This window comes from Pseudomonas guariconensis (genome assembly GCF_040822035.1).
In the GTDB taxonomy this organism is placed as follows: Bacteria; Pseudomonadota; Gammaproteobacteria; order Pseudomonadales; family Pseudomonadaceae; genus Aquipseudomonas; species Aquipseudomonas guariconensis.
The window spans coordinates 2,426,180-2,439,912 of record NZ_CP162012.1; the positions used below are offsets into that span (position 1 = coordinate 2,426,180).

Annotated in this window: 15 protein-coding genes; 13 read left to right on the top strand and 2 right to left on the bottom strand. The window is 65.0% G+C overall.

The window, feature by feature from the left end:
* Positions 1 to 15 precede the first annotated feature (15 nt).
* The 6 genes from AB1N67_RS11125 (at position 16) to AB1N67_RS11150 (ending at position 6,179) form a co-directional block, all read left to right on the top strand.
* The gene (locus tag AB1N67_RS11125) at positions 16 to 942 is read left to right on the top strand and encodes an alpha/beta fold hydrolase (protein ID WP_090342554.1); all 927 of its coding nucleotides are present in this window, start codon (positions 16 to 18) and stop codon (positions 940 to 942) included.
* An 85-nt stretch (positions 943 to 1,027) separates the two neighbouring features.
* Positions 1,028 to 1,438, top strand: coding sequence for a VOC family protein (locus AB1N67_RS11130; protein WP_043214049.1), 411 nt, complete (start codon positions 1,028 to 1,030; stop codon positions 1,436 to 1,438).
* Positions 1,439 to 1,563: 125 nt separating this feature from the next.
* A complete protein-coding gene (locus AB1N67_RS11135) occupies positions 1,564 to 2,229 on the top strand; it encodes a DUF2238 domain-containing protein (protein WP_232092024.1) in 666 nt (221 codons plus the stop codon).
* Positions 2,230 to 2,292: 63 nt separating this feature from the next.
* Entirely contained in the window at positions 2,293 to 3,618 is a 1,326-nt protein-coding gene (locus AB1N67_RS11140) for an erythromycin esterase family protein (protein ID WP_253131930.1), read from the top strand.
* 4 nt (positions 3,619 to 3,622) lie between these two features.
* Entirely contained in the window at positions 3,623 to 4,312 is a 690-nt protein-coding gene (locus AB1N67_RS11145; RefSeq protein WP_090342568.1) for a phosphoribosyltransferase, read from the top strand.
* Positions 4,313 to 4,502: 190 nt separating this feature from the next.
* A complete protein-coding gene (locus AB1N67_RS11150) occupies positions 4,503 to 6,179 on the top strand; it encodes an MFS transporter (protein ID WP_043214043.1) in 1,677 nt (558 codons plus the stop codon).
* A gap of 39 nt (positions 6,180 to 6,218) precedes the next feature.
* On the opposite strand, the gene AB1N67_RS11155 is transcribed toward AB1N67_RS11150, so the two are convergent.
* Positions 6,219 to 6,788 (bottom strand): hypothetical protein, encoded by a 570-nt coding sequence (locus tag AB1N67_RS11155; RefSeq protein WP_043214041.1) that lies wholly within the window; start codon positions 6,786 to 6,788, stop codon positions 6,219 to 6,221.
* 132 nt (positions 6,789 to 6,920) lie between these two features.
* On the opposite strand from AB1N67_RS11155, the gene AB1N67_RS11160 reads away from it, so the two are divergent.
* Genes AB1N67_RS11160 through AB1N67_RS11190 form a run of 7 tightly spaced genes read left to right on the top strand, consistent with a single transcriptional unit; the run spans position 6,921 to position 13,212 of the window.
* The gene (locus AB1N67_RS11160) at positions 6,921 to 7,601 is read left to right on the top strand and encodes a thermostable hemolysin (protein ID WP_090342572.1); all 681 of its coding nucleotides are present in this window, start codon (positions 6,921 to 6,923) and stop codon (positions 7,599 to 7,601) included.
* Positions 7,591 to 9,057 carry an AMP-binding protein gene (locus AB1N67_RS11165; RefSeq protein WP_367863805.1) on the top strand — a complete coding sequence of 489 codons (1,467 nt, stop codon included), beginning with the start codon at positions 7,591 to 7,593 and terminating at the stop codon, positions 9,055 to 9,057. Before AB1N67_RS11160 ends, AB1N67_RS11165 begins: the two co-directional genes overlap by 11 nt.
* A gap of 8 nt (positions 9,058 to 9,065) precedes the next feature.
* On the top strand, positions 9,066 to 9,746 hold the full coding sequence (locus AB1N67_RS11170; protein WP_043214033.1) for a TenA family transcriptional regulator: 681 nt from the start codon (positions 9,066 to 9,068) through the stop codon (positions 9,744 to 9,746).
* Positions 9,733 to 10,539 carry an SDR family oxidoreductase gene (locus tag AB1N67_RS11175; RefSeq protein ID WP_043214031.1) on the top strand — a complete coding sequence of 269 codons (807 nt, stop codon included), beginning with the start codon at positions 9,733 to 9,735 and terminating at the stop codon, positions 10,537 to 10,539. Before AB1N67_RS11170 ends, AB1N67_RS11175 begins: the two co-directional genes overlap by 14 nt.
* On the top strand, positions 10,536 to 11,177 hold the full coding sequence (locus AB1N67_RS11180; protein ID WP_102081727.1) for a tetratricopeptide repeat protein: 642 nt from the start codon (positions 10,536 to 10,538) through the stop codon (positions 11,175 to 11,177). Before AB1N67_RS11175 ends, AB1N67_RS11180 begins: the two co-directional genes overlap by 4 nt.
* Before the next feature lie 2 nt (positions 11,178 to 11,179).
* A complete protein-coding gene (locus tag AB1N67_RS11185; protein ID WP_182818946.1) occupies positions 11,180 to 11,842 on the top strand; it encodes a response regulator transcription factor in 663 nt (220 codons plus the stop codon).
* The gene (locus AB1N67_RS11190; RefSeq protein WP_253131926.1) at positions 11,839 to 13,212 is read left to right on the top strand and encodes a sensor histidine kinase; all 1,374 of its coding nucleotides are present in this window, start codon (positions 11,839 to 11,841) and stop codon (positions 13,210 to 13,212) included. Before AB1N67_RS11185 ends, AB1N67_RS11190 begins: the two co-directional genes overlap by 4 nt.
* On the opposite strand, the gene AB1N67_RS11195 is transcribed toward AB1N67_RS11190, so the two are convergent.
* Positions 13,206 to 13,592, bottom strand: coding sequence for a VOC family protein (locus tag AB1N67_RS11195; protein WP_043215929.1), 387 nt, complete (start codon positions 13,590 to 13,592; stop codon positions 13,206 to 13,208). The genes AB1N67_RS11190 and AB1N67_RS11195 overlap by 7 nt on opposite strands.
* Positions 13,593 to 13,733: the final 141 nt, after the last annotated feature.

Here is a 13,733-nt window from a genome sequence, read left to right on the forward strand (position 1 = left end):
CAAGGGAGAGAGTTCATGCGTTCGCAGTGCAGTCCCAAGGATCACCTGCTAGACCTCGATGGCGTCGAAATTGCCGTGCGTTGCTGGGGGCCGGAGGACGGCATCCCCGTGCTCGCCTTGCACGGCTGGTTGGACAATGCCGCTTCGTTCGAGCGGCTGGCACCTTTGCTCGATGGGTGCTTCGTGGTGGCGCCGGACCTGGCCGGCCATGGTCGGTCGGACCACCGGCGCGATGACAGCGGCTATTACTTGTGGGAACACGCCGAGGACATGCTGGCCGTTGTCGACAGCCTGGGGCTCGGGCATTTTCATGTGGTGGCCCACGGCATGGGCACCGGCATCGCTTCGCTGCTGGCGGCGCTCACCAGCAGCATCGCCAGCATGATCTTCCTCGATGGCATGGGCGTGCCGTTTACCGTGGCGGCCGATGACCGCGTCCAGCACCTGGCCCGGGCCTACCGTCTCAAGCGTATGGTCCGGCGCAGCCGGCTGCAGGGGTTCGCCGAGCCTGGCGGCTGTCAGTTCGATGACGTGGAGTCGGCGTTGATGCAGCGGCGCAACCGTCTGGACAGTACGTTGTCGAGCGAGGCGGCACGTCTTTTGGCGTTACGCGATCTGCTGCAGGTGGGCGATGGCTACTGCTGGCGCCACGACCCGCGCCTGGTCTTGCCCGAACCGATGCCGTTGACCGAGCATGAGGCCTGTGACTTGCTCCGCCAGATTGCCTGCCCGCTGTACCTGATGCTGGGGCGCCAGGGGGCGTTCGCTGGCGACGGCTTCGAGCAGCGCCAGGGCGCCTTGCCCGAGCATGCCCGGGTCACCTGGCACCCAGGTGGTCATCACTTCCATCTTGAGGCGCCTGACCGAGCGCTGGTCGACCAGATCCTGCGGGTGCTGGCCAGCCACGACAGCGCCCAGTTGCAGCGTCTGGTCAACGAGTAAGCAAAAGGCGGGGCTGTCGGCAGGCGTTGGGATGGGCTATGTTGCCTGGGTACCCCTTTCAGGGTCCGCCATATGGAGCAGCGGCATGCCACCTTTCGCCATCCGGCACATCGATCATATCGTCCTGCGGGTCCAGGATCTGGAGCGCAGCATCGCCTTCTACCGCGACCTGCTCGGCTGCCAGGTGAGCCGAACGCGTGAGGATCTAGGAATGGTCCACCTAGCGGCAGGGACTGCGATGATCGACCTGGTGACCCTCGACGGTCCCCTGGGACGCCCGGGCGGGCCGGCGGCGAACGGGCAGGGCAACAACCTTCATCACTTCTGCCTGCGTATCGAGCCGTTCGACGAGCAAGCCCTGACCACCTATCTGCAAGCGGCCGGCGTGACCGTCGAACCTGCGCAGAAGCGCTACGGCGCCGAGGGCGAAGGCCTGTCGCTGTATTGCTTCGACCCGGACGGCAACCAAGTGGAACTCAAGGGGCCGCTGACTTGAACAGGGGGCAGTCGTGCCTCCCAGCGCCTATGAAGAGTACTCAGCTGCGCTAGGCGCTGGCTCAGGTTCAGAACCTCTTCGAAGGAATGACTCTAAGAGGAAACGGCCCTACGAAGAGCACCGCCGTGGTTCGACAGTCGATTGGCTCACCCGCTACCCCAGCTCAAGCGCTGGCCCTGCTGCTTCTGGCCCTGGCGATGATCGTGGTTTCAGGCGTGGCGCCTGCCCACCGCGCCGACTGGCTGATGGAAAACATCGTCCCCTTGGCCTTGCTGCTGGCCCTGGTGTCGGGTTGGCGCTGGCTGCGCCTGTCACCGTCGGCCTATGTTGCGATCGTGCTGTTGTTCGCCATCCATGAACTGGGCGCACATTACACCTATGCCCAGGTGCCCTATGACCGTTGGGCCAAGGCAGTATCGGGCCACTCCCTGGATGCTGCCCTGGGCTGGCAGCGCAATCAGTACGACCGCCTGGTGCACCTGAGCTATGGTCTGCTGTTCTATCGGCCGCTGCGCGAAACCCTGTGGCGCCTCACTGTGCTGCGGGGCGCCTGGCTGGTCGTGCTGACGCTCACTGTGGTGCTGGCCACGTCGGCCCTGTACGAGTTGATCGAATGGGTGGGGGGCCAGTACGTGGGCAAGGACACCGCCCAGGCCTTCGTCGCCACCCAGCGTGACCCGTGGGATGCACAGAAGGACATGGCACTGGCGCTGCTCGGCGCATTGACGAGTAGCGTGCTGGGCGGCCTGTGGCGCGCCTGGCGCGATCGTCGACCGCCGATGCAATGCTGAGGAACATCGCCGGCACTGCTGGCGTCTTCCGGGATATCGGAGCGCGGCCAACAGGAGGTGATCATGTCCGCTCAAGCCAATGCCCGCGAGGCCGCAGACAGCACACTGCTGGAGCTGTTGCGTCGCCATGCCGAGCCGTTGCCGCATATCGATACCCCGATGTTCGGCGCTCTGTTCGACCGATACGCCAATGCCAAGGTGGTGCTCATCGGCGAGTCCAGCCATGGCACGCGGGAGTTCTACCGAACCCGGGCGGCGATCACTCGGCATCTGATCGAGCGGCACGGCTTCAACATCGTGGCCGTGGAAGCCGACTGGCCCGATGCGGGCCAGCTCGATCGCAAGGTCAGGGGGATCGACCCCATGCCGGTCCAGGACCCGGCTTTCGGCCGCTTTCCCAGCTGGATGTGGCGCAACGCCGAGGTGAGCGAGTTCATCACCTGGCTGCGCGGCCACAATCACACCCTGCCGCTTGCCGAGCGCACCGAGTTTCGCGGCCTGGACATCTACAGCTTGCGAAATTCGATGGCACAGGTGCTCAGCTACCTGGACCGCACCGATCCCGCGCTGGCCCACCAAGCCCGCCAGCGATATGGCTGTCTCACGCCTTGGCAGGACGACCCGGCCCTGTACGGACATTTTGTCGAGCGCGCAGGCCAGGCTCCCTGTGAGGACGCGGTCGTGCAACAGCTCAACAGCTTGCTCGCCAAGCGTCTGGCAGATGACGGCGAAGCGTTTTTCAGCGCTACCCAGAACGCCCAGGTGGTGCGTGCCGCCGAGCAGTATTACCGCGCCATGTATCGTGGCGGGGCGGCGTCGTGGAACCTGCGGGACAAGCACATGTTCGACACGCTCCAGGCCGTGCTCGCCCATCGGGGTGCCTCGGCCAAGGCCGTGGTCTGGGCGCACAATTCCCATATCGGCAATGCTGCCGCCACGCTGATGGGCTGGCGCGGCGAGTTCAACCTGGGCCAGCTGTGTCGCACCGCTCTTGGTCGTGAGGCGGTGCTGATTGGCATGAGCACCGACCGCGGCCAGGTCGCGGCAGCCGATGACTGGGACGGCGAGGTGCGCATCCAGGAGGTACTGCCTTCACGGCCGGACAGCTGGGAGCGGCGCTGGCTCGATGCCGGCGTTCCCGCCTCGTTGACCGACTGGCGCGGGGACGGCGCCGAGGCCCTGCGCGACGCGCTGAGCGGGACCTTGCTGGAGCGCGCCATCGGGGTGATCTATCGGCCGCGCACCGAGCGCCAGAGCCATTATTTCGAGGCGGTCCTGGGCGAGCAGTTCGACGCCTTGGTATGGATCGAGCAGACCAACGCCCTGACGCCACTGCCGGTACCAGCCGGTGTCAGCCACGAGGACGATACCTTCCCATTCGGAGTGTGAAGCCATGAAGCCTGATGTTTCTGCGCACGTGTTGTTCAAGGACCGTCGCCAGGCCGGGCGGGCTTTGGCCCAGGCACTTAAACCCCGTCTGCAGGGTCGGCCTCTGGTGCTGGCATTGCCGCGTGGTGGCGTGCCGGTCGCCTTCGAGGTGGCCAAGGCGCTGGGTGCACCGCTCGATGTTGTGCTGGTGCGCAAGATCGGCGCGCCAGGTAATGAAGAGTTTGCCCTTGGCGCGGTGGCCGAGGGCAATCCGCCGTACTGTGTGGCTGACCAGGCGATGATGGCGCTGTTTGGCGCCACGCAGGTCTGGTTCGATGCCGAGCGAGACCGACAGTTGCTGGAAATCGAACGTCGACGGCAGGTGTATTGCGGCGATCGGCGGCCTGAAATCAGCGGGCACGAAGTGGTGCTGGTGGACGATGGTATTGCCACCGGCAACACCGCCCGGGCTGCATTGCTCGCCCTGATTGCCGCCGGGCCGTCGCGGTTGCTGTTCGCGGCGCCCGTAGGGGCGCGGGAGGCGCTGGCCATGCTGAGCCCGTTGGTAGATGAGCTGGTCTGTCTGGAAGCGCCCGAGCCGTTTCGCGCGGTGGGTCTTCACTACGAGCAGTTTGATCAGACCCGCGATGAAGAGGTGGTGCGGTTGCTGGCACAGAGCCGGGCATTTGAATCGGCGCCATCTGTTCGCGGGTAAATCGTCTGGGCGAATGCCCTGTGGTCGGTGTGCCATGGCCACATCGGCAAAGCCGATTATGCTTCAACTGACCTTGCTGCGACCCTTGGCGCTTCGCCTGTCGTGTTTCGCGCAAGTCCTAGGGCCTGGGTGTACGGGATGAGTGCATGAGAGGCACCTGCGGCCTGCAACCTAGAGACGGAGGCAACCCATGGCGGTCATCGACAGCACATCCACGGGCAGCGCGCCCCAGCGTGGCATCACTCGGGAGGAGCGCAAGGTCATCTTCGCTTCATCCCTCGGCACCGTGTTCGAGTGGTACGACTTCTACCTCTACGGCTCCCTGGCGGCGATCATCGCCAAGCACTTCTTCGCCGGGGTCAACGAGACCACTTCCTTCATTTTCGCCTTGCTGGCCTTTGCTGCCGGGTTTGCCGTGCGGCCGTTCGGGGCCATCGTGTTCGGCCGTTTGGGCGACATGATCGGGCGCAAGTACACCTTCCTCATCACCATCGTCATCATGGGCCTGTCCACCGCGGTGGTCGGCGTGCTGCCCGGCTATGCCGCCATCGGCGTGGCGGCGCCTATCATCCTGATCACCCTGCGGCTGTTGCAAGGTCTGGCGTTGGGCGGTGAGTACGGTGGAGCGGCGACCTACGTGGCCGAGCATGCACCCAAGGGTAAACGTGGTTTCTTCACCTCATGGATCCAGACCACCGCAACCTTGGGCCTTTTCCTCTCGTTGCTGGTGATCCTGGCCTGCCGCACGCTGCTGGGTTCGGAGGCCTTCGAGGATTGGGGCTGGCGCATCCCGTTCGTGCTGTCGATCCTGCTGCTGGCGATCTCTGTTTACATCCGCATGCAGCTCAACGAGTCGCCGGTGTTCATGAAGATGAAAGCCGAAGGCAAGGCTTCCAAGGCGCCGCTGACCGAGTCCTTCGCCCGCTGGGACAACCTCAAGGTGGTGATCATGTCGCTGCTCGGCGGCACCGCCGGCCAGGCAGTGGTGTGGTACACCGGGCAGTTCTATGCGCTGTTCTTCTTGCTGCAGATGCTCAAGATCGACCCGCAGACCGCCAATCTGCTGATCGCAGGCTCGCTGTTGATCGGCACGCCGTTCTTCATCCTGTTCGGCAGCCTGTCCGACCGCATCGGGCGCAAGAAAATCATCATGGCCGGCTGCATCATCGCTGCGCTGACCTACTTCCCGATCTTCAAGGCCCTGACCGAGTACGGCAACCCGGACGTGTTCGTCGCTCAGGAGCAGAACCCGGTGGTTGTGGTCGCCGACCCGGACCAGTGTGCATTCCAGTTCGACCCGGTGGGTAAGGCCAAATTCACCAGCTCGTGCGACATCGCCAAGAGCTTGCTGGCCAAGCGGGCCATACCGTACCAGAACGAACGCGCCGAGCCAGGCAGCGTGGCGCAGATCCGCATCGGCGAGCGGGTGATCCCAAGCTTTGACGGCAGGGCGTTGCCCCCGGCGGACTTCAAGGCCCAGAGCGAGCGTTTCACCGCCACCCTCGGCAGTGCGCTCAAAGAAGCGGGCTATCCTGAAAAAGCCGATCCCGCCAAGACCCACTACCCGATGGTGCTGTTGCTGCTGACCTTGCTGGTGATCTACGTGACCATGGTCTACGGGCCGATCGCCGCATGGCTGGTGGAGCTGTTCCCGGCGCGCATCCGTTACACCTCCATGTCGCTGCCGTACCACATCGGTAACGGCTGGTTCGGCGGTTTCCTGCCGACCGTGGCATTTGCGATGGTGGCCGCGACGGGCGATATCTACTACGGGCTGTGGTACCCGATCGTCATTGCGGTGATGACCGCGATACTGGGGACTTTCTTCCTTCCCGAAACCAAGGATCGGGACATTCATCACGCCTGAGTGGCGCAGTCGAAGGGGCGCTATGCGCCCCTTCGCGGGTCAATCGAAACAGCCGCGCAAGGCGAAGCGGTAACCGATATCGACCCCGGTGGCGCTGCCGCGACCGGGGGTTTTCTTCAGCACGAATTCGAAGGCTGGCTCGTACAAGCCGTCGCGCAGCACGGCACCTGCGAGCACCTCCACGTGGTACCAGCCGTTGTCCAGCTCGATGATGGGTCGACCGGGTTGCTGGTAACGTGCGAGCAAATCGCCCAAGGCCTTGGGCGTGAAGTGCTGCAGAATGCGCCAGGTAAACAGCATCAACGAGCGATTCTGCACCTGAAGCACATAGCCCGGCCGACGGTGCTTGAGGCGGCTGCCGGCGGCGAGCAGGGCGGGGGTGTCGTCGCCCAGGCTGAAGATGATCCGGTAGGGCAGGTTCTCGACCCCGGCCAACGGCAGGACGATGCCCTCGAGCACTGCCTGGTCGCCGCTGTCGCCATGGGTAAAGGCGTGGGCCAGGTCGTCCGGCAGCGCGTGTTCTTCCTTGAAGCGATGAAGCAGCTGGATATCGCCCAGGATGAAGTAGTCGATTAGATCGTTCAGGACTTCGCTGAATTCGTAGCGCATTGGGTTTTCCTTGTTATGGCTGCGCTGGTGAGGGCCGATGACTGTAGCGCAAGGCCTTGAGGCTGTCTTCAGATAGCCTTCAGATTAGCCGCCGATACTCCCCCCAACGAAACGTCCCCTGGGGGGATTTCCATGAGCGACGCACATTGGCGTGCCTTGTTTCCGCTGGCCATCGGTACCCATGCCGAGCGCGGTACGGCGCACCTGACCCTGAGCCTTGCGGGCGAGCCAGACCGCAACTCGATCGAACATTTCATCCATCAGCGTTTTGCTTCGATCCACCACGCCGATGTCCATCACTATCTGCCTGAGCTGCTCGGGCTGAGCGACAGCCATGGCCGCCTGATCGCCGCTGCAGGCATGCGCCTGGCCGGGGACGGGCCGTTGTTTCTCGAGCGCTACCTGGACGAGCCCGTGGAGCAGGCGGCCTCGCGCCTGGCCGGTGCAGACGTCAACCGGCAACAGGTGGTCGAGGTGGGCAATCTTGCAGCGCTCAGCGCCGGCAGTGCCCGCATCATGATCATCGTCGTGACCTGGCTGCTGGCTGCGCGAGGGCTGGAGTGGGTCGCCTTCACCGGCGCCTCGACGCTGGTCAACAGCTTTCACCGCCTGGGTTTGGTGCCGACGTTGCTGGCCGACGCTGACCCGGACCGGCTCAATGGCGAGCGCGACCATTGGGGCAGTTACTACAACCAGCACCCCCACGTGTTCGCCGGCAACATCGGCCTGGGCCATGACGCGCTGATGCGCGCGGGCGTGTTCCAGCGCCTGGGGTTGCCTGCGGCGTTACAGGAGTCCGGTCATGCCGCATGAGTTGCAGGCGTTTCGCGAGGTGCTGAACCTGCATGCCCGTCAGCGCGCAGCGCTGGTCGCGCTGCAAGGGGCCGTAGGCCGTTATGACTATGGCCAGTTGTTGAGCGAGGTCCAGCAGCGCGAGGCCTGGTTGCGCACTCAGCCGCCAGGTACCTTCGCCCTGGCCCTGGACAACGGGCCCGAGGCAGTGTTCTGGGACCTGGCGGCGCTACTGGCCGAACGCCCGTGCGTGATCGTGCCGCCGTTCTTCACGCCGGCGCAGGTCCGTCACAGCCTCGACGACAGCGGGGTGACCCTGATGCTGGCCGAACCTGACCTTGCACCGACGCTGCAGGCGGCAGGCTTCAATGAGAGAGAGGGCGTCTGGTCCCGCCAGGTGCAGGTGGCCAACGCCCTGCCGGCGGGCACCCTCAAGATCACCTACACCTCCGGCAGCACAGGGGCTCCCAAGGGGGTGTGCCTGGGGGCCGACGCGATGCTGCGGGTGGCCCGTGAACTGGAGGCGGCCAGTCGGCCGTCGGCGCCGAGCACGTACCTGGCGGTGCTGCCCTTGGGTGTGCTGCTGGAAAACCTCGGCCTGTACGCGGCCTTGCTGGCCGGCGCCCGTGTCATGGTCTATCCGCAGGCACACCTGGGCATGCGGGGCGCAGGACAGATCGACTGGAAGCGCTTGCTGGGCAGCATCGCCTTGAGCGGTGCCGAAAGCTTGATCCTGGTACCGCAGCTGCTGCTGGGGCTGGTGAGCGCCATCGAGCATGGCTGGACCCAGGTCGGCCCGCTGCGTTTCGTCGCCGTGGGCGGGGCACGCGTGGCGCAAAGCTTGTTGGCGCGCGCCGAGGCGGTGGGCCTGCCGGTGTTCGAGGGCTACGGGCTGTCTGAATGCGCATCGGTGGTCTGTCTGAACCGTCCGGGGGCACAGCGACCTGGCAGTGTCGGGCGCCCCTTGCCCCATGTGCAGGTGCGTATCGCCGAGGACGGCGAAGTGCTGGTGGCCGGCTCGACCCTGCTGGGCTACCTGGGCGAGCCGCCCTTCACCGGGCAGTGGTGGCCCACGGGCGATATCGGCCACTTCGACGGCGATGGCTATCTGTACCTCGCAGGACGCAAGAAGAACCAGTTCATCACCAGTTTTGGGCGCAACGTCAACCCTGAATGGGTCGAGGCGGAGCTGACCCAGGGCGGGGTGATACTCCAAGCCTTCGTCCATGGCGAGGGCTTGGCCCGCAACGTGGCGCTGCTCTGGCCACTGGACCCGAACATCGGGGACCCGCTGATCGAGCAGGCCGTGGCCCAGTGCAATGCCGGCCTGCCGGACTACGCCCGTGTACACACCTGGCGACGCCTGCCCGAACCCTTCAGCGCCGCCAGTGCCACCCTGACCGCCAATGGCCGTCCGCGCCGGGACCAGATCCTGCAGCGCTACCACGGCTTGTTATCCGCGATTGCTGACTCATGAGGCCTGTCATGTCCTTCTTTGAAACCCTCCAAGCACGAACCACCCAGGAACGCGGCGCCCTGTTCAGCGTGCCTGTCATTCGCGATGCACTCGCCGGTACCGTCAGTCTGGAGGGTTACGTGGCTTTCCTGACCCAGGCCTATCACCACGTGCGCCATACCGTGCCGCTGATGATGGCTTGCGGCGCACGACTGCCTGTGCGCCTGGAATGGCTGCGCGGTGCGGTGTGCGAATACATCGATGAAGAATACGGCCACGAGCGTTGGATCCTAGATGACATCGCGGCCTGCGGCGGTGACCCCGATCAAGTGCGCAACAGCCGCCCGGCGCTGCCGATCGAACTGATGGTAGCGTTTCTCTATGACACCATCGCCCGGGGCAATCCGGTGGGGCTGTTCGGCATGGTCAACGTGCTCGAAGGCACCAGCATTGCCCTGGCCACCCAGGCTGCAGGCACCATCCAGAGCAGCCTTGGTCTGCCGGACAAGGCTTTCAGCTACCTCAGTTCCCACGGCGCGCTGGACCAGGACCACATGGTCACCTACCGCGGCCTGATGGATCGTCTGGACCAACCCGAAGACCAGGAGGCGGTGATCCACGCCGCCCAAGTGGTGTACCGGCTGTACACCGAGATGTTCCAGGGCCTGCCGCGTGCCACCGGGCAAGAGGTGCGCCATGCGTCTGTCTGAATGCTCGGCGGTACTGACCGGGGCCAGCGGTGGCATTGGCCTTGAGCTGGCGAGCCAGCTGTGCGCGGCCGGAGCCAGGGTGCTGGCGGTCAGCCGGCACATGGGCCCGCTGGCGGGGCTGATGAACCGCTACCCCCAGCAGTTGCGTTGGCAATCGGCCGATCTGCGCAGCCCGGCCGGGCGCCAGGCCGTGATCGCTGCGGCACGCGCCCACGGCGGGGCCAATCTGCTGATCAATGCCGCCGGCGTCAATCGTTTCGCGCTGTTCGAGCAACTCGACGAGGCTGCCCTGGATGACCTGATCGACCTCAACATCAAGGCCACCCTGCAGCTGACCTGCGGGTTGCTGCCACTGCTGCGCGAGCAACCCCGGGCGTTAGTGGTGAACGTCGGCTCCATCTACGGCTCGATCGGCTACCCCGGCTATGCCACCTACAGTGCCAGCAAGTTCGCCTTGCGCGGGTTCTCCGAAGCCCTGCGCCGGGAGCTTGCCGACACCTCGGTGAACGTGCTGTACGCCGCACCCCGGGCGACCCGAACCAGCATGAACAGCAGCGCCGCCACCGCTTTGAACCAAGCGCTCAAGGTCGGGATGGATGACCCAGGCGACGTCGCCAAGGCCGTACTCGACGCCGTGCAGGCCGAGCGTAGCGAGTTGTACCTGGGCTGGCCGGAAAAACTCTTCGTGCGCCTCAACGGCATGCTGCCCGGCATAGTCGACCGGGCGCTGCGCAAGCAGTTGCCGTTGATCCGCCGCTACAGCGATGCCAACAGCAAGGAGTCGAACAAATGAGATACCTGATCCTCGCCGGCCTGCTGGCCGTCGCCCCCTTCACCTGGGCCCTGGACCAGGCGGGTACCCAGCGTCTGACGGATGTCCAGCAGCGCTGGGCGCAGATCCAGTACACATTGCCCAAGGCCCAGCGCGCCGATGCGCTGGAAAAACTCGCCGCTGACAGCGGTGCGTTCGTGCGCCAATACCCAAGCTCGCCTGAGGCGCTGATCTGGGACGGCATCGTCAACAGCAGTTGGGCTGGCGCCACGGGCGGTCTGGGGGCGCTGGGCAAGGTCAAGGCTGCCCGCGCCAGTCTGGAAAAGGCCATCGCCATGGACCCGGCCGCCCTCCAGGGCTCGGCCTATACCAGCCTTGGGGCGTTGTACGACCAGGTGCCGGGCTGGCCCATCGGGTTCGGTGACAGCGACAAGGCCGAGGCGATGCTGCGCAAGGCACTGGCGCTCAACCCCGAAGGGATCGACAGCAATTACTTCTGGGCCGACCATCTGGTGCGCGAAGGCCACTATGCCCAGGCCAGAGCGGCCTTGCTCAAGGCACGTCAGGCACCGGCCCGGCCCGGACGGGAGCTGGCGGACCAGGGCCGGCGTCAGGAAATCGATGCTTTACTCAAGAGCATCCAAGACAAACAGGACTGAACATGCGGCTGCTGCTGGTGGAGGATGACAGGGCATTGGGGGAGGGGATTTGCGACGGCTTGCGCCAGGAGGGCTATACGCTCGACTGGTTGCAGGACGGCATCAACGCGCTGCACGCCCTGCGCCATGAGCCTTTTGACCTGGTGGTGCTGGATCTGGGGTTGCCGCGCCTGGATGGCGTCGAACTGCTTCGGCGTGTGCGCTTGGACGGCAATGCGGTGCCGGTGTTGATCCTCACGGCGCGTGACGCCACCGAAGACCGGATCGCAGGGCTGGACGCCGGCGCCGACGACTACCTGATCAAGCCGTTCGATCTCAACGAGCTCAAGGCCCGTCTGCGCGCCTTGTTGCGCCGCAGTGCCGGCCGGGCCCGGCTGGTGATCGAACATGCCGGGGTCGCGCTGGACCCGGCGACTCAGCAGGTCAGTTACAACGGCCAACCGGTGGTGCTCACGCCCAACGAGTACCGGCTGCTGCACGAGTTGTTGGCCCAGCCGGGCAAGGTGTTCACCCGCGAGCGCTTGACCCAACTGCTGTATGGCTGGAGTGAAGAACCGGAGAGCAATACCCTGGAAGTGCACATCTATCACCTACGAAAAAAGCTGTTCAACGGGCTGATCCGTACCGTGCGTGGCATCGGCTACCTGGTGGAAGGCAAGCCATGAGTTCGCTGCGTCGACGCACCTTATGGCGGGTCATGCTGGTGCTGGTGCTCGGCAGTGCTTTGCTGGCCCTGTACAACTATCACGACAGCCGCCACGAAATTGCCGAGGTCTATGACGCCCATCTGGCACAGAACGCCCGGCTGCTGCAGGGCGTGTTGAGCCTGCCACTGCACGAGCAGCACCGCGAAGACCTCTATCAAGCCTTGGACGTTGCCTTGGGCAAGGCCGGGCGGCGCGGGGTCGGGCACCCCTACGAGAGCAAGCTTGCGTTTCAGGTCTGGCGCGACGATGGCCCGTTGCTGGTGCGTACACCGAGCGCGCCAGCATTCGTCACGCCGCCGGCCACGCCAGGGTTTTCCGATGTGGTGGTGGATGGACGGCAATGGCGCAGTTTTGTCCTGCCGGTGCCCGACCAGCACTGGATCATCTGGGTGGGGGAGCGTAGCGATGTGCGCGCCGACCTGGTCGGGCGGATCGTACGCCACACCCTCCTGCCGTTTCTGTTGGGCAGCCTGGCACTGGCGCTGTTGGTATGGTTGGCCATCGGTCGCGGCCTGATGCCGCTGCAGAACATGGCCCAGGTCATCCGCGGGCGGCACGCCGAATCCCTGGCGCCGCTGCAACTGGTGCCGTTGCCGCGCGAGCTTGAGCCGATGCAGGCGGCCATCAACCGGCTGCTGGCACAGATCGAGCAGTTGCTGCGCCGCGAGCACCGCTTCATCGCCGATGCCGCCCACGAAATGCGTACGCCCTTGGCGATCCTGCGCCTGCATGCGCAGAACGCCCAGACCGCCACCTCCGAGGAGGAACGGCAAAAGGCCTTGGGCTTTTTGATTGCAGGTGTCGATAGGCTTGGCCGGGTGGTCAACCAGTTGCTGACCCTGGCACGGTTGGAACCGCGCCTGGCGCAGCACAACCGGGAGGTGATCGATCTGGAGGAACTGGTGACCGAGCATCTGGCCGAGCTGACGCCATGGATTCTCGAGCAGGGCCAGGAGCCTTCGCTGGACATCGCCCCCGGTGACTATCATCTGGCAACCGATGCCAGCGCCTTGGTCATCGCTCTGCAGAACCTGTTGACCAATGCGGTGAACCATTCCCCGCCTGGCGGCCGGATCCGCGTGTCGCTGGCGCAGGTCGAAGAACAGGTACTGCTCTGCGTGGAGGATGAAGGGCCCGGAATCGACGAAGCGGACCTCGAGCGGGTGTTCGAACGCTTCTACAGCAAGGATTCCGCCAATGGCGCGGGGTTGGGGTTGTCGATCGTCAGCATGATCGCCAAGCGCCTGGGTGGCAGCGTGCAGCTGTGCAACGTTGCCCCCCATGGGCTGCGGGCGACCTTGCGCCTGGAGGCCGGCACGTCTCAGTGACGCTGGGCGATCTGGATCAGGTTGCCACAGGTGTCGTCGAACACGGCCACGGTCACCGGGCCCATGGCGGTCGGCGGCTGGGTGAAGCGCACCCCGGCTGCGCACAGGCGGGTGTACTCGGCCTGGATATCGCGCACCCCGAAAGATGTGGCCGGGATGCCATCCTGCTTGAGGGCGGTCTTGTAGGTCTTGGCGGCGGGATGGGCATCGGGTTCGAGTAGCAACTCCACACCGTTGGGGTCGTTGGGCGAGGTGAGGGTCAGCCAGCGGTGCTGGCCCATGGGAATGTCATGCTTGGGTTCGAACCCCAGCACATAGTGGTAGAAGGCAAGGGCCTTGGCTTGGTCGTCGACCAGAATGCTGGTGATCACGATCTTCATAGGCGTGCGTCCGTTCTGCGGGCAGTTACCTGCAAGTAAAGACGCTCTGGACACGTTCACCACTCCCTGTATGGGTGAGCCCAGTGTTGCATCCAGGGGCTGCGGACACAGCGGCGTCGCCAGCACGCCGCCGTCCCGGGT

Bases quoted from the DNA above. Each gene is read 5' to 3' on its own strand.
- AB1N67_RS11125 (WP_090342554.1), top strand. From the start codon at position 16: ATGCGTTCGCAGTGCAGTCCCAAGGATCACCTGCTAGACCTCGATGGC.
- AB1N67_RS11130 (WP_043214049.1), top strand. From the start codon at position 1,028: ATGCCACCTTTCGCCATCCGGCACATCGATCATATCGTCCTGCGGGTC.
- AB1N67_RS11140 (WP_253131930.1), top strand. From the start codon at position 2,293: ATGTCCGCTCAAGCCAATGCCCGCGAGGCCGCAGACAGCACACTGCTG.
- AB1N67_RS11145 (WP_090342568.1), top strand. From the start codon at position 3,623: ATGAAGCCTGATGTTTCTGCGCACGTGTTGTTCAAGGACCGTCGCCAG.
- AB1N67_RS11150 (WP_043214043.1), top strand. From the start codon at position 4,503: ATGGCGGTCATCGACAGCACATCCACGGGCAGCGCGCCCCAGCGTGGC.
- AB1N67_RS11155 (WP_043214041.1), bottom strand. From the start codon at position 6,788: ATGCGCTACGAATTCAGCGAAGTCCTGAACGATCTAATCGACTACTTC.
- AB1N67_RS11160 (WP_090342572.1), top strand. From the start codon at position 6,921: ATGAGCGACGCACATTGGCGTGCCTTGTTTCCGCTGGCCATCGGTACC.
- AB1N67_RS11165 (WP_367863805.1), top strand. From the start codon at position 7,591: ATGCCGCATGAGTTGCAGGCGTTTCGCGAGGTGCTGAACCTGCATGCC.
- AB1N67_RS11170 (WP_043214033.1), top strand. From the start codon at position 9,066: ATGTCCTTCTTTGAAACCCTCCAAGCACGAACCACCCAGGAACGCGGC.
- AB1N67_RS11175 (WP_043214031.1), top strand. From the start codon at position 9,733: ATGCGTCTGTCTGAATGCTCGGCGGTACTGACCGGGGCCAGCGGTGGC.
- AB1N67_RS11180 (WP_102081727.1), top strand. From the start codon at position 10,536: ATGAGATACCTGATCCTCGCCGGCCTGCTGGCCGTCGCCCCCTTCACC.
- AB1N67_RS11185 (WP_182818946.1), top strand. From the start codon at position 11,180: ATGCGGCTGCTGCTGGTGGAGGATGACAGGGCATTGGGGGAGGGGATT.
- AB1N67_RS11190 (WP_253131926.1), top strand. From the start codon at position 11,839: ATGAGTTCGCTGCGTCGACGCACCTTATGGCGGGTCATGCTGGTGCTG.
- AB1N67_RS11195 (WP_043215929.1), bottom strand. From the start codon at position 13,592: ATGAAGATCGTGATCACCAGCATTCTGGTCGACGACCAAGCCAAGGCC.